Genomic DNA, 20,040 nt, shown 5'->3' on the forward strand with positions numbered 1-20,040 from the left:
GCGGGGGTGGCGGCGGCCGGGGCGGGAGCCGGGGCCGGGGCCGCCACGACGGCCGGGGCGGTGGCCGGCCGGGGCGCGGGGGCGGCCTTCGGTGCGGCCTGCGGGGCCGGGACCGCGCGGGGGGCCGGCGCGGACTCCGGGGCCGGGGCCGCCTGCGGGGCCGCCGGGGCGGGGCGCGGGCCGGAGTCGGCGGCGGCCTGGACGGCGAAGGCGCCGCCGAGGAGGAGCGCGGCACCGGTGACGGCGCCGAGGATCCGGGGACGGGCGCGGAGGGTCCGCAGGGCTGCGTGGCGGGACATGGGGTCTCCCGAGGAGGTGAGGGAACACGGTCTGGGGTGGTGCGGTGAAGGGCGCCTTCAACCCACCAGACGTGCGGCACCTCCCGGGGTTGCGCCCGGGCCCGGAATTTCTTCCCTTCCCGCAGTCAGTCGCCCAGCACCTCGGCGAAGTGGGTGTTGACCGCCATCAGCCCGCCGTCCACCCGCAGGACCGTGCCGGTGATCCAGGACGCGTCGCGGGAGGCGAGGAAGGCGACGGCCGCGGCCACGTCCGCCGGGGTGCCGACACGCCCCAGCGGGTAGACCCGGTCGGCGAGGGCGGCGAGTTCGGCCTCCTTGCCTGCCCAGCCCGCGGTCGCGATCGTGCCCGGGTTGATCTGGTTGACGCGCACCCCGCGCGGGGCGGCGTCGCCGGCCAGGGTGCGGGTGAAGGAGGCGAGGCCCGCCTTGGCGGCGCTGTAGGCGTGGTTGCCGAAGTCGGCCTCGGCGTTGACGGAGCCGATGGTGACGATCGCGCCGCGCCCGCCGGCCGCGGCGAGGTGCGGCAGCGCCGCCCGGGCGCAGCGGACGGCGCCGAGCAGCGTGACGTCGAGCTGGCCGGCCCAGCCGTCGTCGGGTTCGTCCTCGAACCGGTCCGGGTCGGGGGCGACGGGCGCGAAGGCGTTGTTGACGAGGACGTCGAGGCCGCCGAAGGTCTCCACGGCGTACGCGACCGCCGCCTCCACCGCCGCCCGGTCGCCGACGTCGCAGCGCAGGGCGACCGCCCCGGGCAGGTCCGCGGCCGTCCTGCGGGCCTCCTCCTCGTCGATGTCCGTGACCAGGACCCGGGCGCCCTCCGCCGCGAGGCGTCGCGCGGTGGCCGCGCCGATGCCGCGCGCCGCTCCCGTGACCAGTGCTCCGTACCCCTCGAACCGCCGTGTGCGTTCCCGTTCCATGGGGTGATCCCAGCATCGGGGGGACCCGGAGCGCCAGAGGGCGGCGCGGGTCGCCTACTCCGTCAACTCGCCCTCGCGTGCGGGGCCGTCGATCGACTAGCGTCACGGGGCCGCTCCGGCTCGGGGAGCGGACGAACGGGGGAACGGGGGAACGGGAAGATGGGACAGCTGATCGCCGTGGCGGTCATCACGGTGCTGGCGGTGATCAGCCCCGGCGCGGACTTCGCGATGACGGTCCGCAACAGCTATCTGTACGGGCGGACGGCGGGGGTGCTGGCGGCCGTCGGGATCGCCCTCGGCGTCCTGGTCCACGTCGCCTACACGATGCTGGGCGTGGGACTCCTGGTGAGCCGCTCGCCGGCGCTGTTCACCGCGATGAAGCTGATCGGCGCCGCGTACCTGGTGTACATCGGCTACCGGACGTTCGTCGCGACCACGCGGGCCGACGTCGACCTGTCGGACGACGCCGGCCTGACGAAGGCGGGGGCGCTGCGCACCGGCTTCCTGACGAACGCGCTCAACCCCAAGACGATGCTCTTCGTGCTGAGCACGTACACGCAGGTCGTGAGCGCCGACACGCCCGTCGCCCAGCAGGTGGGATACGGCCTGTTCATGTCCTTCGCGCACCTGGTGTGGTTCGGGATCGCCGCCGTCCTCTTCTCCCAGGAGAGCCTGCGGACCCGCCTGCTGCGGAGGCAGGCGGTGCTCAACAAGGTGATCGGGACGGTGCTGGTCGGGCTCGGGATGGTGCTCGCGCTCACCCCGGCCGTCGCCTGATCCGCGGGGCGGGCCGGTGCCTCAGTCGGTCGAGACCCGTTCGACGCGCGGCTCCGCGATCGCCGTGTAGTCCTTCGCGGACAGGGCGAGCGAGCGGTCGAGGCGTGCCGCGTTGAAGTAGAACTCCTCGTGGACGAGCAGGCCGGGGTCGACGAAGAGGTCGAGGCGCTCGTCGAAGGCGAAGGGGAGGATGGTGCCGCTCGGGGAGCCGGCGAGCTCCTCGGCGATCTCCGGGGAGGCGAAGGAGACGTACGTGCCGCCGTACAGCGCCTTCACGGCGGCGAGGTCGATCCGCCGGTCGCCGGGGACGACGACGAGCGCGAACCGCTTCTCCTTCTTGCCGATCTTCACCATCGCGATGATGCACTTGGCCGCCTGCCCGGGGGTGTGGCCGCGCAGGGCGCTGACCGCCTCGGTGGCGCCCTCGGGGGCGTGCTCGATCACCCGGTAGGCGGCGCCGCGCTCGTCGAGCAGGGCGAGCAGTTTCTCGTAGGTGGCGTGCGGGTCGTGCGCGGACTCGGTGGCGGGTGTCAGGTCCTCGGCGGTCATGCGTCTCGCTCCCCTGGGCGACGGGTGTGCTGCTCCGGCCCGTCGACCCTACGCGTCAGAGCGCCGCCGCCCGGACCGCCCGCACCAGGGCCTGGGCCCGGGGGTCGGCCGTGACCGTCTTGCGCATGCCGTTGGTGACGTAACCGAAGGAGATGCCGGAGTCGGGGTCGGCGAAGCCGAGGGAGCCGCCGCGGCCGGGGTGGCCGAAGGAGGACGGGCCGAGGAGCGGGGAGGCCGGGCCGTGCAGCATGTGGCCGAGGCCGAAGCGGGTGGAGACGAGCAGGACCCGGTCGGGGCCCGCGGACTCCTCGGTGCGGGCGAGGGCGAGCGTCTCCGGGGCGAGCAGGCGGGCGGCGCCGTCGACGGGGCCGAGGGTGGCGGCGTAGAAGCGGGAGAGCGCGCGGGCGGTGGCGACGCCGGCCGAGCCGGGGAGTTCGGCGGCCCGGTAGGCGGGGTCGTTCTCGTCGGGCTTGGGGTGGATGACGCCGAAGGCGCGCCGGGTGAGGGAGTCCGGGTTCTCGTACGCCTCGGAGACCGAGCGCTTGGGGCGCAGTCGGAGCGCGCCGCCGCCGGGCGGTTCGATCTCCTCGACGGGGGCGAGCCGGCCGACGCGGTGGGCTTCCGCCGCCGGGAGGCCGATCCACAGGTCGAGGCCGAGGGGGGCGGTGATCTCCTCGGCGACCCATCGGCCGATGGTGCGGCCGGTGACCCGGTGGACGAGGCCGGAGAGCAGCCAGCTGAAGGTGTGGGCGTGGTAGCCGTGGGCGGTGCCGGGCTCCCAGACGGGGGCCTGGGCGGCGATGGCGCGGGTCGCGGTGGGGAGGTCGACGGCCTCGGCGAGGGTGAGGGGGTGGTCGAGGACGGGGACGCCGGCCTGGTGGGCGAGCAGCTGCCGGACGGTGACGCGGTCCTTGCCTGCGGCCTTGAACTCGGGCCAGTGGGCGGCGACGGGGGCGTCGAGGTCGAGCAGTCCGCGCTCGTGGAGCAGGAGCGGGACGACGGCGGCGACGCCCTTGGTGGCGGAGCGGACGACCTGGGCGGTGTCCCTCGTCCAGGGCTCCTCGTCGGCCCCCTCGGTGTGGTCGGCGGACTTCGCGCCCGCCCACAGGTCGACGACCGGGACGCCGTCCCGGTGGACCGCGACGGCCGCGCCGCGCTCGCCGCGTTGTGCGAAGTTGCGCAGGAAGGCGTCCCTGACGGGCTCCCAGCCCGCCGCCACCGTGCCCTGGACGTCCACCCGACTCACGCTCCCTCTCGTACGACCGGCTCCCATGGTGCAACGCGGCCGGTCGGGGGCGGATTCCGGGGTCAGGCGACGGAGCCGGGCACGAAGCCGAACGGCAGCTCCAGGCGGTGCCGGGCCATCAGCTCCTCGTCGGCGAGGATGTCGCCGGTGCGTCCGTCGGCCGCGATGACGCCCTCGCTGAGGATCACCGCGCGGGGGCAGAGCTCCAGGGCGTACGGCAGGTCGTGGGTGACCATGAGGACGGTGACGTCGAGGGAGCGGAGGATGTCGGCGAGCTCCCGGCGGGAGGCCGGGTCCAGGTTGGAGGAGGGCTCGTCGAGGACGAGGATCTCCGGCTCCATGGCGAGGACGGTGGCGACGGCGACCCGGCGGCGCTGCCCGAAGGACAGGTGGTGCGGGGGGCGGTCGGCGTACTCGGCCATGCCGACGCGTTCGAGGGCCTTGCGGACGACGGCCTCCAGCTCGGCCCCCCGCAGTCCGGCCGCGGCGGGCCCGAAGGCCACGTCCTCGCGGACGGTCGGCATGAACAGCTGGTCGTCGGGGTCCTGGAAGACGATGCCGACCTTGCGCCGGATCTCGGCCATGTGCTGCTTGCCGACGGGCAGCCCCGCGACGGTGACGCCGCCCGCGCCGCCGGTGAGGATGCCGTTGAGGTGGAGGACGAGGGTGGTCTTGCCGGCGCCGTTGGGGCCGAGGAGGGCGACCCGCTCGCCGCGGCCGACGGTCAGGTCGACACCGAAGAGGGCCTGGTGACCGTCGGGGTAGGCGTAGGCGAGACCGTGGACTTCGAGCGACGGGGCGGTCATAGGGTCCATCCCAGGAGGCAGATCAGGAGCGCGGTGAGGGGGAGCGCCGCGGCGTACGCCCACTGGGCGCGGGTGGCGGTGACCTCGTCGAGGACGGGCATGGTGCCGGTGTAGCCGCGGCTGACCATGGCCAGGTGGACGCGTTCGCCGCGTTCGTAGGAGCGGATGAAGAGCGCGCCCGCGGACTTGGCGAGGACGCCCCAGTGGCGGACGCCCCTGGCCTCGAAGCCGCGTGAGCGGCGGGCCACGGACATGCGGCGCATCTCGTCGGTGATGACGTCGCCGTAGCGGATCATGAACGAGGCGATCTGGACGAGCAGCGGCGGGAGCCTGAGCCGCTGGAGGCCGAGGAGCAGGGCGCGGAGCTCGGTGGTGGCGGCGAGGAGCACGGAGGCGGCGACGCCGAGGGTGCCCTTGGCCAGGACGTTCCAGGCGCCCCACAGTCCGGGGACGCTCATCGACACCCCGAGGACGGTGGTCTGCTCGCCGGGCACGACGAACGGCATGAGCAGCGCGAACGCGACGAACGGCACCTCGATGAGCAGCCGCTTCAGCAGGAAGCCGGCCGGCACGCGGGCCTTCGCCGCCACGGCCGCGAGGAGCGCGGCGTAGAGGGCGAAGGCCCAGACGGCCTCGCGGGGCGTGGAGACGACGACCACGACGAAGGCGAGGACGGCGGCGAGCTTGGTGTGCGGGGGCAGCGCGTGGACCGGTGAGTGCGCGTGCCGGTAGAGCTTGTGTGCGTGCCCCGCTCCCATGTCAGGCCGTCGCCTCGGTGGCGGTACGGCGTCGGCGGACGACCCAGAACGCGCCGGTGCCGACGGCGAGGGTGGCGCCGACGCCGATCACGCCGGCCAGGCCGCCGGAGAGCCGGGGGGCCTCGACGCCCTTGACGCCGTAGTCGGCGAGCGGGGAGTCGGCGGCGGCGTGGTCCTCGACGTTGCGGTCGATGCCCTTGTCGGCGGCGACCTTCTCCAGGCCGTCGGGGCTGGCGGAGGCGTAGAAGGAGACGAATCCGGCGAGGAGGAGGGCGGTGACGAGTCCGCCGGCCCACAGCTTCCTCGGGGAGCCGGCCGGGGCGGCCGCCGGGGTGGCCGGGGCGGCGTCGACGAGCTCGCCGTCGACGCGGAGCTTGAGCGGGGCGGTCAGACCGCGGGCACCGAAGACGAGGTCGGGGCGGACCGCGACGACGGCGCCGACGGTGAGCATGGTGATGACGGCCTCGCCGATGCCGATGAGGACGTGGACGCCGACCATGGCCGTGAGGACCTTGGAGACGGGGACGTCGGTGGTGCCGCCGATCGCGTAGATGAGCGTGAAGGCGGCGGCCGCGGCGGGCACGGAGACGAGCGCGGCGACGAAGGAGGCCACGGTCACCGAGCGGCGCGTGCGCGGCAGGACGAGGACGAGGCCGCGGAAGAGCGCGTAGGCGACGACGACGGTGACGACGCCCATGACGGTGATGTTCACGCCGAGGGCGGTGAGGCCGCCGTCGGCGAAGAGGATGCCTTGCATCAGCAGGACGACGGCTATGCACAGGACGCCGGTCCAGGGGCCGACGAGGATCGCGGCGAGGGCGCCGCCGAGCAGGTGTCCGCTGGTCCCGGCCGCGACCGGGAAGTTCAGCATCTGGACGGCGAAGATGAAGGCCGCGACGAGGCCGGCGAGCGGAGCGGTCCGCTCGTCCAGCTCGCGGCGGGCTCCGCGCAGGCTGACGGCGACGGCGCCGGCGGCGACGACTCCGGCGGCGGCCGATACGGGGGCGTTGATGAATCCGTCAGGTACATGCACGTCCCGAATGATAGAGCCCTCCTGCGAACGGCTTGCAAGAGCGCAACGGTCACAGAACGACGGCGTGCGCATCACGTGACCCCGCGCACACTCTCGGCCGCACGGGTATGCGACGCGCACCGGCCGGGAAGGAGTGGGACATTGGTCGATAAGAGGACAAACCGTGAGGAGCCCCCGATGGCCACCGCGCACGACCGCGAAGTCGACGACTACGCCAAGGGACGGATCATCAGCGACGCCCCCCTCTCCCGCCCGGTGCCGGTGTCCCTCCGTTACGACCCCGACTCCTCCCCCGCGACGGTCCGCTTCTGCTTCCCCGGGGCCGTCGAGTGGTCCTTCCCCCGCACCCTCCTGGAGACCGGTCTGCGCGCCCCGGCCCGCGGCGGCGACATCGGGGTCTGGCCGTGCGGCCGGGTCCAGACGGTCGTGGAGCTCCACACCGACGACGGGGTCACCGTCGTCCAGTTCGACACCACGGCCCTGCTCCGCTTCCTCCGGCACACGTACGCCGCCGGCTCGTCGGTGACGACGGGCTGACGGCGCACGGGGCCTGACGCGCGACCCGCGACCCGGAGGACCGGGCCGCGGGTCGCGGGGGGGGTTCGCAGGGTTTTCGCGGGGGTCAGACCTCCACGAGGTCCGGCTTGCCGCCCGGTCCCGAGCCCGAGCCCTCGTCGGCGCGGGCGAGGCCCTCGCCCTCGACGTCCACGTTGGGCAGGATCCGGTCCAGCCACTTCGGCAGCCACCACGCCTTGTGACCGAGGAGCGCCAGGACGGCCGGGACGATCGCCATGCGGACCACGAAGGCGTCGAAGAGGACCGCGACGGCCAGGCCGAAGCCGATCATCTTGATCATCTGGTCGGTCATGCCGATGAAGCCGGAGAAGACCGCGATCATGATCACCGCGGCGGCGACGACCACCCGGGCGCTGTGCCGGAAGCCGGTCACGATCGCCTCGCCGGGCCGCTCGCCGTGGACGTACGCCTCCCGCATGCGGGTGACGAGGAAGACCTCGTAGTCCATCGCGAGACCGAAGACCACGCCGACCATGAAGATCGGCATCATCGACATGATCGGGCCGGTCTGCTCGACCCCGAACAGGCTGCCGAGCCAGCCCCACTGGAAGACCGCGACGACCGCGCCGAGGGCCGCGACCACCGAGAGCAGGAAGCCGAGGGCCGCCTTCAGCGGGACGAGGACCGAGCGGAAGACCAGGGTCAGCAGGACGAAGGCGAGGCCGACGACGAGGGCCAGGTACGGCACCAGGGCGTCGTTCATCTTCTGCGAGAAGTCGATGTTCATCGCGGTGGCGCCGGTGACGAGGACGTCGTCGCCGGTGGCCTCCCGGATGTCGTGGACCAGGCCCTCGGTCTCGGCGGAGGACGGCCGGTCCTTCGGGACGACGGTGATCATCGCCGCGTCGCCGGCCTTGTTCGGGGTCGGCGGGGTGACCGCCGCCCAGCCCTCCAGGCCCTTGATGGTGGAGACCGTCTTGTCCGCGGTGGCCTTGTCGCCGTCCACGACGACGAGCAGCGGACCGTTGAAGCCGGGGCCGAAGCCGTCGGACAGCGTGTCGTAGGCACGGCGTTCGGTGGTGGAGGTCGGCTTGACGCCGTCGTCCGGCAGGCCCATCTCCAGGGAGGCGGCGGGCAGCGCGATCGCGCCGAGGCCGAGGACGCCGACGAGCAGCACCATGACGGGCCGCCGGATGACGAAGCGGGCCCAGCGGGTGCCGCCGTTCGGCTTGCCGTCGTCCTTCTTCAGGCCCTTGCGCTGCTTGCGTCCGACGACCTTGTCGCCGGCGAAGCCGAGGAGCGCGGGGATCAGGGTGAGCGCGATCAGTACGGCGATCACGACCGTGCCGGCGGCGGCGAAGCCCATCTTCGTCAGCATCGGGATGTTGACGACGGCCAGGCCGACGAGGGCGATGACGACGGTGAGGCCGGCGAAGACGACGGCGGAGCCGGCGGTGCCGACCGCGCGGCCCGCGGCCTCCTCCTTCTCCCGGCCGTCGGCGAGCTCCGCGCGGTAGCGGGAGACGATGAAGAGGGCGTAGTCGATGCCGACCGCGAGGCCGATCATCATCGCGAGGGTCGAGGTGGTGCTGCCGAGGTCCAGGACGTTGGCGAGCGCCGTGATCGAGGAGACGCCGATGCCGACGCCGACGATGGCGGTGAGCAGCGGCAGTCCGGCGGCGACCAGCGAGCCGAAGGTGATGACCAGGACGATGCCGGCGATGACCACGCCGACGATCTCGCCCGCGCCGGTCTCCGGCATGGTCTGCAGGGCGTCACCGCCGACCTCGACGGTCAGCCCCTTGCCCTGGGCGTTCTCCCCGGCCTGGGTGAGCGCCTCGCGGGTCGCGTCGGTCAGCTCCATGGCGTTGACCTTGTACGCGACGGAGACGTAGGCGGTGGAGCCGTTCTGCGAGACGGCGTTCGCGGTGTACGGGTCGGCGACCGAGACGATCTGGTCCGAGCCGGACTTCAGCGCGGCGACGGTCTCCTCGACGACGGCCTTGTGGGCCGGGTCGGTGACCTTCTCGCCCGCCGGCGCCTTGAAGACGACCCGGGCGGTGGCGCCGTCGGCGCCGGCGCCCGGGAAGCGCTCCTCGAGCAGGTCGAAGGCGCGCTGTGCCTCGGTGCCGGGGATGGAGAAGGAGCTGGAGGTGGCGACGGGCGCGGTGGCCGCGCCGATCCCGGCGATCGCCAGGAGGGCCACCCAGAGGAGGGCGACGAGCCGTCGGCGCCGGAAGGCGGAACGGCCCAGCTTGTACAGGAACGTGGCCACGGGGGCGTACTCCCAGTGTGGAGGGACAGGGCATGGGGAGCCGGCCCGACGTCGTGAGCGGTGCGAAGTCAGGTGGTGCGGAGTCAGGTGGTTCAGGTGGTGCGGATCAGCCTGGGGAAGGCGGATCAGACGCCGAGTGAGGGGAGCACGACGGCGTCGACGTAGGCACTGAGGAACGCGTGGTCGACCGGCAGGTCGTCGATCAGGGGCCGGGCGATGAACGCACCGATCAGCATGTGGGGGATGAGCTTGAGCGCCGGGTTGTCGGCGTCGACCTCTCCCCTGCGGACCGCTCGGCGCAGCACTTCGTCGAAGCCGTTGAGCTCGGGTTCGATGAGCAGCTCGCGCAGCGCCCGGTGCAGTTCGGGGTTGGTGTGGACGGCATGGGCCAGGCCCCGCATCAGCGCGGAGTCCTTCTCCATCTGACAGTCGTCGGTCCGCGCGAGCATCTCCTCGAAGTCGCCGCGCAGCGAGCCGGTGTCGATCTCGGCGAGATCGGCGGGCTTGTTGGAGCGAAGGGCGCGGGCCACCAGTTCCGGCTTGCTCCCCCACTGGCGGTAGAGGGTGGCCTTGCTGGAGTGGGTGCGGGCGGCGACGGCGTCCATGGTGAGGGCGTCGTAGCCGACCTCGCGGAGGAGGTCGAGCACGGCCGCGTACAGCTCGGACTCCCGCTCGGGAGTGAGCCTGCTGCGTGCCATGAACCGGCCTCCGATCCGAACGAAACGGTTTCGTACAGTTCGAAGATACCCCCGCCCCCAGCGAAACGAAACCGTTTCGTACGTGTCCTGGGCCACACCGGCCGCCACAGGACAGGACGCCCGCATGAACGTACGAGTTGCCTGACCCCCTCCCCGCGGAAAGCATGAGGAGGTGAGTGACGACGTCGCGTATCTCCGTTTTCCGCACCTCCACGACGATCTGCTGTGCTTCGCCGCCGAGGACGACCTCTGGATCGCCCCGCTCGTCGCCGAGGGCCGACGCCCCGGCCGGGCCTGGCGCCTGACCGTCGACCGGACGCGGGTCGGCCACCCGCGCTTCTCGCCGGACGGACGCCTGATCGCGTACACGAACTGGCGCAGCCTCGACCCCGAGATCCACCTCGTGCCCGTCGACGGCGGGCCGGCCCGTCGGCTGACCCACTGGGGCTCCACCGACACCCGGGTCTGCGGCTGGACGCCCCCCGACAAGGACGGCCGGTCCGACATCCTCGCCGTCTCCTCGCACGGGCAGCCGTTCTCCTACTACTCGTGGGCCTACACCGTCCCCACCGACGGCTCCCCCGGCGGCCGCATGCCCTGGGGCCCGGTCTCCGACATCGCCGTCACCGACGACGGCGAGCTCACCGGCAACGGCACCGACCGCCGCACCCTCCTCCTCACCGGCAAGCCGCCGCACGAACCGGCCGCCTGGAAGCGGTACCGCGGCGGAGCCACCGGACGGCTCTGGCTGCACGGCGAACGGCTGCTGCCCGGCATCGGCGGACACCTCGACTGCCCCATGGCCGTCGACGGCCGGGTCGCCTTCCTCTCCGACCACGAGGGCGTCGGCAACCTCTACTCCTGCCTGCCCGACGGCACCGACCTGCGCCGCCACACCGACCACGACGCGTTCTACGCCCGGCACGCCTCCAGCGACGGGCACCGGGTCGTCTACCAGTGCGCGGGCGACCTGTGGATCGTCGACGCCCTCACCCCCGACTCCCGGCCCCGGCGGCTGGAGGTACGGCTCGGCGGACAGCGCGTCGGCCGGCGCGCCTACCAGGTGCCGGCCGCCCACCACATCGACGCGCTCTCCGTCGACGAGACCGGCCGCGCCAGCGCCGTCTCCGTGCGCGGCAGCCTGTACTGGCTGACGCACCGCGACGGCCCCGCCCGCACGATCATCGACGAGCCGGGCGTCCGCGTCCGGCTCCCCGAGATGCTGGGCAGCGGAGGCCAGGTCGCGTACGTCACCGACGCCGAGGGCGAGGACGCCGTCGAGGTCGCCTACCTGCCGCGCGCCAGCGGCGACCGGCCGCCGCGGCGGCTCGCCTCGGGCGGTCTGGGCCGGATCGAGGAGCTGATCTCCGACCCGGACGGCGAGCGGCTCGCCATCGCCTCCCACGACGGACGCCTCCTCCTGCTCGACACCACCGAGGACGCCGGAGCGGACGAGGACGCCCCCGCCGCCGCAAGCCCCGAGCCGGCCGGAGGCTCCGAGCCCGCCGGGGACCCCGGAGCGACCGGGGACTCCGCGGTGACCGGGGACGCCGCCCCGGGCGACGGCCCCGGCGGGGTCACCGAGCTGATCCGGTCCCTCAACGGACCCGTCCGCGACCTCGCCTTCTCCCCCGACGGCGCCTGGCTCACCTGGTCCCACCCCGGCATCGGCCGCTCCCTGCGCTCCATCAAGATGGCGCGCATCTCGGGACCCGGCCCCCGGACCGTCGTGGACGTCACCAACGGGCGCTTCGAGGACGAGAACCCCGTCTTCACCCGCGACGGCCGCTACCTCGCGTTCCTGTCCTGGCGCGGCTTCGACCCGGTGTACGACGTGCACACCGGCGACCTGTCGTTCCCGCTCGGCTGCCGCCCGTACCTCGTGCCGCTCTCCTCGGCCACGCCCTCACCGTTCGCGCTGCTCCCCGACGGGCGGCCGGCGGCCGGCGGCCTCGACCCCGCCGACGACGAGTCGGACACCGGCGACGGCACGGTCACCGTCGAGATCGAGGGCCTGCCGGACCGGGTCACCCCGTTCCCGGTGTCCGCCTCCAAGTACTCGGCGCTGCACCCGGTCAGCGGCGGCGGCCTGGTCTGGCTGCGCTGGCCCATCTCCGGCGCGCTCGGCGAGACCTTCGCCAACCCCGCCGACACCTCGGGCCGCCCCACCCTGGAGCACTTCACCATCACCAAGGCCCGCAAGTCCGAACTCGCCAAGGACCTCGACTGGTTCGCGGTCAGCGGCGACGGCACCCGGCTCGTCGTCGCCGACGAGGGCGAGCTGCGGGCCGTGCCGGCCACCGAGCCCGGCGACGGCGACTCCACCGTCTACCTGGACCTGCGGCGCATCCTGCACGAGATCGTCCCGGGCGCGGAGTGGCGGCAGGCGTTCGACGAGGCCGGCCGGATCGTGCGCGCCTACTTCTGGGAGCCCGACATGGGCGGCGTCGACTGGACGGCCGTCCTCGACCAGTACCGGCCGCTGGTCGAACGGGTCTCCTCCCCCGACGAGTTCGCCGACCTCCTGCGCGAGGTCCTCGGCGAACTGGGCACCTCCCACGCCTACGTCACCCCGGCCCGCCGCAACGAGGGGCCGCCGCACTACCAGCGCCCCATGGGCCTGCTCGGCGCCAACCTCGTGCCCCGGGAGGCCGGCTGGACGGTGAAGCGGATCCTGCCCGGCGAGTCCTCCGACTCCAAGGCCCGCTCCCCGCTCGCCGGCACCGGCATCCGCGAGGGCGCCGTCCTCACCCACGTCGACGGCCGTCCGGTGGACCCGGTCGCCGGCCCCTACCCGCTGCTCTCCGGCACCGGCGGCACCACGGTCGAGCTCACCTTCACCCCCGCCGAGGGCGAGGGCCGGGCCCGCCGCGTCGCCGTCGTCCCGCTCGTCGACGAACGCCCGCTGCGCTACCAGGACTGGGTCGCCAAGCGCCGGGCCGTGGTCCGGGAGCTCAGCGGGGGCCGCTGCGGCTACCTCCACATCCCCGACATGGGCGGCTCGGGCTGGGCCCAGTTCAACCGCGACCTGCGCATGGAGGTCTCCCGGCCCGCGCTCATCGTCGACGTGCGCGGCAACGCCGGCGGCAACATCAGCGAACTCGTCATCGAGAAGCTGACCCGCAGGATCCTCGGCTGGGACCTCACCCGCAACGCCCAGCCCGTCAGTTACGCCTCCAACGCCCCGCGCGGCCCCGTCGTCGCCCTCGCCGACGAGGCCACCTCCTCCGACGGCGACATGATCACCGCCGCGTTCAAGCTGCTCGGCCTCGGCCCCGTCGTCGGACAGCGGACCTGGGGCGGGGTGGTGGGCATGACCGGCCGCCACCGGCTCGGCGACGGGACCCAGATCACCGTCCCGATGAACGCCGCCTGGTTCCCCGAGTACGGCTGGTCCCTGGAGAACCACGGCGTCGAACCCGACCTCGCGGTCCTGCGCACCCCCCTCGACTGGGCCGAGGGGCGGCACGCCCAGCTCGACGACGCCGTCGACCTGGCCCTCTCCCTGCTCACCGAGAACCCCGCCGCGAGCCCGCCGGGCTACGAGGGCCTGCCCGACCGCTCCCGTCCGAAACTGCCGCCGCGGCCGGTCTGACCGCTCAGGCGGCGGCCGCGAGGTCCAGTTCGTAGGAGGCGCCGGCGCGCCCGTCGAGGGTGACGCTGCCGACGGCGCCGAAGCCGATCCGCCCCAGCACGGCCCTCGACCCGGTGTTGTCGAGGGTCGTGACGGCGGTCAGCCGGCTCAGCCCGTACTCCTCGCGGGCCAGCCGGCACACCTCCCGCACCCCGGCCGTGGCGACGCCGCGGCCGGTCGCCTTCTCGGCCACCCGGTATCCGAGTTCGGCGCCGCCCTCGGCGTCCACGTCCACCAGGTTGAACCGGCCGAGGATCTCCCCGTCCTCCCCCACCAGCACGTGGAAGTGGATCGTGCCGGTCTCCTGCTCGTCGAGCAGCGCCCGGTGCCGGCCCTCGAAGTCGGCGAAGTACGCGTCCCCCCGGTCGGGGACGGACGCGGCGAAGTACCCCCGGTTCTCCCGCTCGAACGCGAGCAGGGCGGGAGCGTGGTCGGATCGGAGTCGCTCAAGTACGGCCATGGCGCTCACGGTACGAAGATCCGGGCCGCGACGCGCGCGAGTTACGCACCCTGACGCGCGGCGCGAGTGCGGCGCGAGTTCGACCCGAGCCGGGCGGCACGCGCGAAGGCGCACCCGGTGCCCCGGGTGCGCCTCCGTCGGTGACCGGCCCGCGTCAGGCGTCGTGGTCCTGGTCCATGCGCTCCCGGTCCACGCGGTCCTGGGCCTCCTGCCGGGCCCGGCCGCTCTCCGCCTCGGAGCGGCCGCGGCCCTGGGAAGCGCGTTCGGACGCCTCGTCCCTCGCCTTGCCCGCGGCCTGCTTGGCCTGCTGCTTGAGCTGCTCCGCCTTGTCCTTGAACTGGTCCTGCATGCCCATGGAAGTCACTCCTAGAAGGCTGTGAAGGGGGGAGGGGGCGCGGGCCCCCTGGGCCTCGACCAGCCTTGCACGGGCGGACATTCCACGCATTTCGATCAGTGACGGTCCGTAGGGACCCCGGCCCGGGCGGGCCGGGGTCGCGTCAGGCCCGCTCGGTGCGCGCCTGTTCGTCGGCCGCCCCGCCCGCGCCGACGAGCCCCTTGGAGACCGTGCCGAGGCGCGGCTCGAAGCGCCGCATCTCACGCTGCCCGACGGTCGCGATCATGCCGGGCAGGTAGCCGCGGACCGACTGCATCCCGCGCAGCCACCACTGCGCGTACACATGGGCCGAGCGCCGCTCGATGCCCGCCACGATCCGGTCGACGGCCGGGCCGAGGGGGTAGGTGCGGTTGGACGGCCACGGCAGCCGCTGCCGCAGCTCCTTCATCACGTCGTCCTGGTCCGCGCCCCGCACCATGTCGGTGTCGGTCCAGGAGAGGTAGCCGACGCCGACCTTCACGCCCTTGTAGGCGACCTCGGCGCGCAGGCTGTGCGCGAACGCCTCGACGCCCGACTTGGAGGCGCAGTACGCCGTCATCATCGGAGCCGGGGTGATCGCGGCGAGCGAGGCGATCTGGAGGAAGTACCCCCGGGACTCCATGAGGACGGGCAGGAAAGCCCGGCCCGTCACGGCGCCGCCGATCAGGTTGACCTCGATGACCCTCCGCCAGGCCGCCGGGTCGGAGTCGACGAACGGACCGCCCGCCGCGACACCGGCGTTGGCGACCACGATGTCGACCTTCCCGAACCGCTCCTTGACCTCGGCGGCGACCTTCGCCATCGCCTCGTGGTCGGTGACGTCGGCGTGCCACCAGTCGGCCTCGGTGTGCAGCCGCCCCGCGACCTCCTTCAGCAGCTCCGGCTCCAGACCGACGAGCGCGATCTTCGCGCCGCGCGCGGAGAGCTTGCGGGCGAGGAGTTCACCGACGCCGCGGGCACCTCCGGTGACGACCGCCACCTGTCCTTCCAGGCTCACCCTGCTCATGCCTGTTCCCTCTCCTTCTCCTGCTCACCGGACTTCACGCCCAGGTACGTGAGGGTCAGTTCGCGGATCTGCGCGGTGACGGCCTCGGGGGCCTCCACCGGGGTCATGTGGCCCATGCCGGCCAGCCGGACGACTCCGGTGCAGTGCGGCAGCGCGTCCGCCAGCACCTCGGAGTGGACCGGTGGCGTGAGCCGGTCGGCGGTGCCGACGAGCACGGCCGTCGGCACCCGCAGCTCCCGCAGCCCCGCTTCGAGGTCGAGTCCGGCCAGGACCTGCGACCAGCCGTAGCGGGCGCCGCGCGGGCAGGCGTGCACGATCCGGGCGCACGCCTCGACGCGGTCAGGCGTCGAGCCCGGTCCCATCGTCGCGTACCTGAGGACCTTCTTCGACACGGCGTTGACCGGGCCGAGCGGCGCCTTCGACCCGAGGACGGCCGCGGTCAGACGGCTGCGCAGGCGGCCGGGCCGCAGCGGCACGACGGTGGACTCTTCGGTCAGGCGCGAGGCGCCGGTGGAGCAGAGCAGGACCGCGGCGGCGTACCGGCGGAGGCCGGGGCGGCCCGCGGCCGCCATGATCGTCATGCCGCCCATGGAGTGGCCCGCGAGGACGGCCCGCTCGCCGGGGCCGAGGGTGGCGGCCAGCACCGCCTCCAGGTCGTCGGCGAGCGCCGTCGTCGAGTAGCCCGCGCCGCCGGTCGCCTCGGGCGCCGGGGAGCGGCCGTGGCCGCGCTGGTCGTAGGCGATGACCCGGTGGTCCGCGGCGAGGGCCCGGATCTGTTCGGCCCAGAAGCCGATCGAGCAGGTCCACCCGTGGGCGAGGACGACGGCGGGCGCGCCCTCGGGTCCGTACACCTCGACGTGGATGCGGGCGCCGTCGGCGGAGACCGCGGTGAGGGCGCGGGACCCGGGCAGCGGGGTCAGGTGGCGGCTCACTGGGCGGCCTCCTTCGTGCGGTCGCCGCGGGCCTTGGCGGCGGGCGCGGTGCGGGGGGCGCGGATCACCTCGTACTCGGAGAGGTCGACCTGCCGGGTCTCGCGCCGGAACTCGCCGGTGGTGCCCGGCCACAGGGTGGTGTTGCGGCCGTTGGCGTCGAGGTACCAGCTCTCGCAGCCGCCGGACTTCCAGACGGTGCGCTCCATCCGGGCCTGCACCTTGCGGTTCCAGGCGCCCACGGCGGAGGGCCGGGCGGCGAGCGCGGCGCGGCCGCCGAGCACGTTCAGCTGGCGCAGGTAGTCGGCCATGTAGTTCAGCTGGGACTCGATCATGAGGATCATCGAGGAGTTCCCGAGGCCGGTGTTGGGGCCGATGACGGTCATGAAGTTGGGGAATCCGACGGCGGTGGCGCCGCGCAGCGCCTCCATGCCGCCCTTCCAGCTCTCGGCGAGGGTCTTCCCCTCGGCGCCGACGACCCGCTCGGCGATCGGCATGTCGGTGACGTGGAAGCCGGTGCCGAAGACGATCACGTCGGCCTCGGTCTCGGTGCCGTCCGCGCCGACGAGGGTGGAGCCGCGGACCTCGCGCAGGCCGGAGGCGACGACGTCGACGTTGGGCTGCGCGACCGCCGGGTAGTACGTGTTGGAGAGCAGGATCCGCTTGCAGCCGATGCGGTACGAGGGGGTCAGCTTCGCCCGCAGGACCGGGTCCTTGACGGCCTTGGCGATGTTGGCCTTGGCGAGCTTCTCGACGATCCCGAGCTCGCCCGGGTGCTTGGTGAAGGCGCCGACCTGGAGTTCGCGGATGCCCCAGAGCAGGCCGCGGCGCAGGGTGCCGGTGACGGGGAGCGCGCGGTGGAGCCAGCGCTCGGGTCCGGTGATGGCGCGGTCCATGCGGCGCATGACCCACGGGGGCGTGCGCTGGAAGAGGGTGAGGCGGCCGACCTGCGGCTGGATCGCGGGCACGATCTGGATGGCGGAGGCGCCGGTGCCGATCATGGCGACGCGCTTGCCGGTGAGGTCGTGGTCGTGGTCCCAGCGGGCGGAGTGGAAGACCTTGCCGGGGAAGTCGGCGAGTCCCGGGATGTCGGGGACCTTGGGGTCGGAGAGGGGGCCGGTCGCGGAGACGACCACGTCGGCGCTGAAGCGGCCGCCGCTGGTCTCGATCTCCCAGCGCAGCGCCTCGGCGTCCCATTCCATGCGCCGCACCTCGTGGTTCAGGCGCAGGTGGGGGCGGATGCCGAAGGTGTCGGTGACGTGCTCCAGGTACGCGCGGATGTGCCGCTGTCCGGAGAAGGTCCGGGGCCAGTCGGGGTTGGGCGCGAAGGAGAAGGAGTAGAGGTGGGACGGTACGTCGCAGGCGCAGCCGGGATAGCTGTTGTCCCGCCAGGTGCCGCCCACGGAGTCGGCCCGCTCCAGGACCACGAAGTCGGTGATCCCCTCGCGGCGCAGCCGGACGGCGGCGCCCAGGCCGCCGAACCCCGATCCGATCACCGCCACCCGTACGTGCTCGTGCTTCGCCATGCCGCCTCCCGCGCGCCGGCCCACTCCGCCAGCAATCACTGGCACAGTCGGGACTGTAGAGCAGCTCCATACCGAGCGGTAGGGGTACGGCGAGGGAAAGTTACCGGCGGTACAACATAGGCTGACCGACGTGGCAGAAGGATCGGGACCCGACAGCGCGCAGACCGGCGCACGCGAATACCGCATGGCGGAACTGGCGAGCGCCGCCGGCATCACCGTGCGCACGCTGCGCTTCTACCGCGAACGCGGCCTGATCCCGCCGCCCCGCCGCGAGGGCCGGATCGCCTGGTACGACGAACAGCACCTGGCCCGGCTGCGCACCATCGCCGCCCTCCTGGAGCGCGGCCACACCCTCAACGGCATCGCCGACCTCACCACCGCGTTCGAGAGCGGCCGCAACGTCCGCGAGGTCCTCGCCCTCGGCGCGCCCAGCGAGGAGGAGCCGGTCCGCCTCACCCCCGAGGAGCTCGCCGACCACTTCGCCGGCGAGGTCACCCCCGAGAACCTCGCCGCCGCCCTCGACCTCGGCTACCTCGTCACCGACGGCGAGGAGATCGTCCACATCAGCCGCCGCCTCCTCGACGTCTCCGCCGCCCTCGTCCGGGAGGGCGTGCCCCTCGCCGAGGTCCTCAAGGCCGGCGCCCGCGTCCGTGAGCACGCCGACGCCCTCGCACAGCTCTTCACCGAACTGCTCCGGGCGCACGCCGGCGACGAGGACGTGCGGCGGCTCCGCCCCCTCGCGAAGAGCGTGGTGGAGGCGGAGCTGTCGATGGCCCTCGACCGCCACCTGCGCGACCTCCCCTGACCCCCGCCGGGGACCTCGCCGCGCGGGAGGGGTCTACAGGTCGTAGACCGCGGTCACGGGCGCGTGGTCGCTCCAGCGCTCGGCATGGGTCGCGGCCCGCTCGACGTACGCCTTCACGGCCTTGGCGGCCAGGCCGGGCGTGGCGATCTGGTAGTCGATGCGCCAGCCGCTGTCGTTGTCGAAGGCGCGGCCCCGGTAGGACCACCAGGAGTAGGGCCCCTCCTGCTCGGGGTGCAGGGCCCGGACGACGTCGACGTAACCGCCGTCGCCCTCCTCCAGGACCCGGCCGAGCCACTCGCGCTCCTCGGGCAGGAAGCCGGCGTTCTTCTTGTTGGACTTCCAGTTCCTGAGGTCGGCCTCGCGGTGGGCGATGTTCCAGTCGCCGCAGACGACGACCTCCCGGCCGTCGGCGGCGGAGCGCGCCCGGAGCTCCTTCAGGTAGGGCAGGAACTCGCCCATGAACCGGTACTTCTCGTCCTGGCGCTCGGTGCCGACCTCGCCGGAGGGCAGGTAGAGGCTGGCGACGGTCACGCCGGGCAGGTCCGCCTCGACGTACCGGCCGCTGCCGTCGAACTCGCTCGACCCGAAGCCGACCCGCACCCGGTCGGGCTCGCGCCGCGTGTAGAGGGAGACCCCGGCACGCCCCTTGGCGGCGGCCGGCGCGTGCACGGCGAACCACCCCTCGGGGGCCCGCACGTCGGCGGGCAGCTGCGCCTCCTCGGCGCGCACCTCCTGCAGGCAGAGGGCGTCGGCCGAGGTGCCGGCCAGCCACTCGACGAAGCCCTTCTTGGCGGCGGCACGGAGGCCATTGACATTCGCGGTCGTGACAGTGAGCATCCCGGGAGAATACCGACACCGGCAGCCTGCATACATGTACGATGCTTCGCATGAAAATCCAGCCCGTGCCCTATGACCACCCGGACGCCGTCAAACTGGAGGACGCCGTCCAGGCGGAGTACGCCGTCCGCTACGGCGACGAGGGCGATGTCACACCGCTGCACGCCGGGATGTTCCGCCCGCCCCACGGCCTCTACCTCCTCGCCTACGACGAGGACGGCACCCCCGTCGCCACCGGCGGCTGGCGCACCCAGGACACCAACCCCGAGGGCTACTCCGACGGCGACGCCGAACTCAAGCGGATGTACGTCGTCCCCGAGGCCCGCGGCACCGGCCTCGCCCGCCGCATCCTGGCCGCCCTGGAGGACGACGCCCGCGCCGCCGGCCGCACCCGCATGGTCCTGGAGACCGGCACCGCCCAGCCCGAGGCCATCGCGCTCTACCTCTCCAGCGGCTACACGGCCTGCCCCAAGTTCGGCCACTACCGCGAATACCCCAACAGCCGCTGCTACGCGAAGCCCCTGCACTGAGCCTCGGCGCCGCCACCGACCCGCACTCGCCCGAGTCCGGGTCGGTTCGTCGTACCCACCCCGGAAAAG

Annotated in this window: 20 protein-coding genes; 5 read left to right on the forward strand and 15 right to left on the reverse strand. The window is 73.4% G+C overall.

All coding sequences use genetic code 11. From position 1 onward, the window contains the following. Together AB0424_RS30290 and AB0424_RS30295 are read right to left on the reverse strand one after the other, a co-directional pair. Positions 1-299: hypothetical protein (locus tag AB0424_RS30290; RefSeq protein WP_366310010.1), on the reverse strand; the 299-nt coding region annotated here is incomplete at its 3' end. Between the two features lie 125 nt (positions 300-424). Next, positions 425-1,213 (reverse strand): SDR family NAD(P)-dependent oxidoreductase, encoded by a 789-nt coding sequence (locus AB0424_RS30295; protein ID WP_366310012.1) that lies wholly within the window; start codon positions 1,211-1,213, stop codon positions 425-427. Positions 1,214-1,372: 159 nt separating this feature from the next. Here AB0424_RS30295 and AB0424_RS30300 point away from each other — a divergent pair, with 159 nt between their 5' ends. Further along, on the forward strand, positions 1,373-1,990 hold the full coding sequence (locus AB0424_RS30300; protein WP_366310014.1) for a LysE family transporter: 618 nt from the start codon (positions 1,373-1,375) through the stop codon (positions 1,988-1,990). 21 nt (positions 1,991-2,011) lie between these two features. On the opposite strand, the gene AB0424_RS30305 is transcribed toward AB0424_RS30300, so the two are convergent. From AB0424_RS30305 to AB0424_RS30325, 5 genes are all read right to left on the reverse strand, one after another. After that, on the reverse strand, positions 2,012-2,539 hold the full coding sequence (locus tag AB0424_RS30305; protein ID WP_366310016.1) for a YbaK/EbsC family protein: 528 nt from the start codon (positions 2,537-2,539) through the stop codon (positions 2,012-2,014). 55 nt (positions 2,540-2,594) lie between these two features. Beyond that, positions 2,595-3,776 carry a serine hydrolase domain-containing protein gene (locus AB0424_RS30310; RefSeq protein ID WP_366310065.1) on the reverse strand — a complete coding sequence of 394 codons (1,182 nt, stop codon included), beginning with the start codon at positions 3,774-3,776 and terminating at the stop codon, positions 2,595-2,597. Positions 3,777-3,847: 71 nt separating this feature from the next. Further along, positions 3,848-4,600: an ABC transporter ATP-binding protein gene (locus AB0424_RS30315; protein ID WP_366310018.1), complete on the reverse strand. Its 753-nt coding sequence runs from the start codon at positions 4,598-4,600 to the stop codon at positions 3,848-3,850. Beyond that, entirely contained in the window at positions 4,588-5,349 is a 762-nt protein-coding gene (gene cbiQ / locus AB0424_RS30320; protein ID WP_366310020.1) for a cobalt ECF transporter T component CbiQ, read from the reverse strand. Before cbiQ ends, AB0424_RS30315 begins: the two co-directional genes overlap by 13 nt. Position 5,350: 1 nt before the next feature. Beyond that, the gene (locus tag AB0424_RS30325) at positions 5,351-6,382 is read right to left on the reverse strand and encodes an energy-coupling factor ABC transporter permease (RefSeq protein ID WP_366310022.1); all 1,032 of its coding nucleotides are present in this window, start codon (positions 6,380-6,382) and stop codon (positions 5,351-5,353) included. Positions 6,383-6,559: 177 nt separating this feature from the next. Here AB0424_RS30325 and AB0424_RS30330 point away from each other — a divergent pair, with 177 nt between their 5' ends. Next, positions 6,560-6,919 (forward strand): SsgA family sporulation/cell division regulator, encoded by a 360-nt coding sequence (locus AB0424_RS30330; RefSeq protein ID WP_366310023.1) that lies wholly within the window; start codon positions 6,560-6,562, stop codon positions 6,917-6,919. Between the two features lie 85 nt (positions 6,920-7,004). On the opposite strand, the gene AB0424_RS30335 is transcribed toward AB0424_RS30330, so the two are convergent. Both AB0424_RS30335 and AB0424_RS30340 read right to left on the reverse strand, forming a co-directional pair. Continuing rightward, complete coding sequence (locus AB0424_RS30335; RefSeq protein WP_366310025.1) at positions 7,005-9,173, reverse strand: MMPL family transporter; 2,169 nt, start codon at positions 9,171-9,173, stop codon at positions 7,005-7,007. 125 nt (positions 9,174-9,298) lie between these two features. After that, positions 9,299-9,871, reverse strand: a complete 573-nt coding sequence (locus AB0424_RS30340) for a TetR/AcrR family transcriptional regulator (protein ID WP_366310027.1) — start codon at positions 9,869-9,871, stop codon at positions 9,299-9,301. A gap of 172 nt (positions 9,872-10,043) precedes the next feature. Between AB0424_RS30340 and AB0424_RS30345 the strand changes: the two genes are divergently transcribed. Continuing rightward, positions 10,044-13,466 (forward strand): S41 family peptidase, encoded by a 3,423-nt coding sequence (locus tag AB0424_RS30345; RefSeq protein WP_366310029.1) that lies wholly within the window; start codon positions 10,044-10,046, stop codon positions 13,464-13,466. Between the two features lie 4 nt (positions 13,467-13,470). Here the strand turns inward: AB0424_RS30345 and AB0424_RS30350 are convergent, their stop codons facing one another. From AB0424_RS30350 to AB0424_RS30370, 5 genes are all read right to left on the reverse strand, one after another. Next, entirely contained in the window at positions 13,471-13,965 is a 495-nt protein-coding gene (locus AB0424_RS30350; RefSeq protein WP_366310031.1) for a GNAT family N-acetyltransferase, read from the reverse strand. Positions 13,966-14,119: 154 nt separating this feature from the next. Then, the gene (locus tag AB0424_RS30355; RefSeq protein WP_366310033.1) at positions 14,120-14,320 is read right to left on the reverse strand and encodes a hypothetical protein; all 201 of its coding nucleotides are present in this window, start codon (positions 14,318-14,320) and stop codon (positions 14,120-14,122) included. A gap of 142 nt (positions 14,321-14,462) precedes the next feature. Next, positions 14,463-15,344, reverse strand: coding sequence for an SDR family oxidoreductase (locus AB0424_RS30360; RefSeq protein WP_366310035.1), 882 nt, complete (start codon positions 15,342-15,344; stop codon positions 14,463-14,465). Beyond that, positions 15,341-16,276, reverse strand: a complete 936-nt coding sequence (locus AB0424_RS30365) for an alpha/beta hydrolase (protein ID WP_366310037.1) — start codon at positions 16,274-16,276, stop codon at positions 15,341-15,343. The genes AB0424_RS30360 and AB0424_RS30365 overlap by 4 nt, the downstream gene beginning before the upstream one ends. Continuing rightward, on the reverse strand, positions 16,273-17,799 hold the full coding sequence (locus AB0424_RS30370; RefSeq protein ID WP_366310039.1) for an NAD(P)/FAD-dependent oxidoreductase: 1,527 nt from the start codon (positions 17,797-17,799) through the stop codon (positions 16,273-16,275). Before AB0424_RS30370 ends, AB0424_RS30365 begins: the two co-directional genes overlap by 4 nt. A gap of 184 nt (positions 17,800-17,983) precedes the next feature. On the opposite strand from AB0424_RS30370, the gene AB0424_RS30375 reads away from it, so the two are divergent. Then, the gene (locus AB0424_RS30375) at positions 17,984-18,604 is read left to right on the forward strand and encodes a MerR family transcriptional regulator (protein WP_366310067.1); all 621 of its coding nucleotides are present in this window, start codon (positions 17,984-17,986) and stop codon (positions 18,602-18,604) included. A 33-nt stretch (positions 18,605-18,637) separates the two neighbouring features. On the opposite strand, the gene AB0424_RS30380 is transcribed toward AB0424_RS30375, so the two are convergent. After that, the gene (locus AB0424_RS30380) at positions 18,638-19,441 is read right to left on the reverse strand and encodes an exodeoxyribonuclease III (RefSeq protein WP_366310041.1); all 804 of its coding nucleotides are present in this window, start codon (positions 19,439-19,441) and stop codon (positions 18,638-18,640) included. 50 nt (positions 19,442-19,491) lie between these two features. Here AB0424_RS30380 and AB0424_RS30385 point away from each other — a divergent pair, with 50 nt between their 5' ends. Further along, on the forward strand, positions 19,492-19,971 hold the full coding sequence (locus AB0424_RS30385; RefSeq protein WP_366310043.1) for a GNAT family N-acetyltransferase: 480 nt from the start codon (positions 19,492-19,494) through the stop codon (positions 19,969-19,971). Positions 19,972-20,040: the final 69 nt, after the last annotated feature.

The sequence above is a fragment of the Streptomyces sp. NPDC051180 genome (assembly GCF_040689545.1).
Classification (GTDB): Bacteria; Actinomycetota; Actinomycetes; order Streptomycetales; family Streptomycetaceae; genus Streptomyces.

What these genes read in the sequence shown, in the direction of transcription:
- AB0424_RS30340 (WP_366310027.1), bottom strand. Translation starts at nt 9,871, where the DNA reads ATGGCACGCAGCAGGCTCACTCCCGAGCGGGAGTCCGAGCTGTACGCG.
- AB0424_RS30350 (WP_366310031.1), bottom strand. Translation starts at nt 13,965, where the DNA reads ATGGCCGTACTTGAGCGACTCCGATCCGACCACGCTCCCGCCCTGCTC.
- AB0424_RS30380 (WP_366310041.1), bottom strand. Translation starts at nt 19,441, where the DNA reads ATGCTCACTGTCACGACCGCGAATGTCAATGGCCTCCGTGCCGCCGCC.
- AB0424_RS30330 (WP_366310023.1), top strand. Translation starts at nt 6,560, where the DNA reads ATGGCCACCGCGCACGACCGCGAAGTCGACGACTACGCCAAGGGACGG.
- AB0424_RS30300 (WP_366310014.1), top strand. Translation starts at nt 1,373, where the DNA reads ATGGGACAGCTGATCGCCGTGGCGGTCATCACGGTGCTGGCGGTGATC.
- AB0424_RS30305 (WP_366310016.1), bottom strand. Translation starts at nt 2,539, where the DNA reads ATGACCGCCGAGGACCTGACACCCGCCACCGAGTCCGCGCACGACCCG.
- AB0424_RS30375 (WP_366310067.1), top strand. Translation starts at nt 17,984, where the DNA reads ATGGCGGAACTGGCGAGCGCCGCCGGCATCACCGTGCGCACGCTGCGC.
- cbiQ (WP_366310020.1), bottom strand. Translation starts at nt 5,349, where the DNA reads ATGGGAGCGGGGCACGCACACAAGCTCTACCGGCACGCGCACTCACCG.
- AB0424_RS30370 (WP_366310039.1), bottom strand. Translation starts at nt 17,799, where the DNA reads ATGGCGAAGCACGAGCACGTACGGGTGGCGGTGATCGGATCGGGGTTC.
- AB0424_RS30295 (WP_366310012.1), bottom strand. Translation starts at nt 1,213, where the DNA reads ATGGAACGGGAACGCACACGGCGGTTCGAGGGGTACGGAGCACTGGTC.
- AB0424_RS30385 (WP_366310043.1), top strand. Translation starts at nt 19,492, where the DNA reads ATGAAAATCCAGCCCGTGCCCTATGACCACCCGGACGCCGTCAAACTG.
- AB0424_RS30315 (WP_366310018.1), bottom strand. Translation starts at nt 4,600, where the DNA reads ATGGACCCTATGACCGCCCCGTCGCTCGAAGTCCACGGTCTCGCCTAC.
- AB0424_RS30355 (WP_366310033.1), bottom strand. Translation starts at nt 14,320, where the DNA reads ATGGGCATGCAGGACCAGTTCAAGGACAAGGCGGAGCAGCTCAAGCAG.
- AB0424_RS30360 (WP_366310035.1), bottom strand. Translation starts at nt 15,344, where the DNA reads ATGAGCAGGGTGAGCCTGGAAGGACAGGTGGCGGTCGTCACCGGAGGT.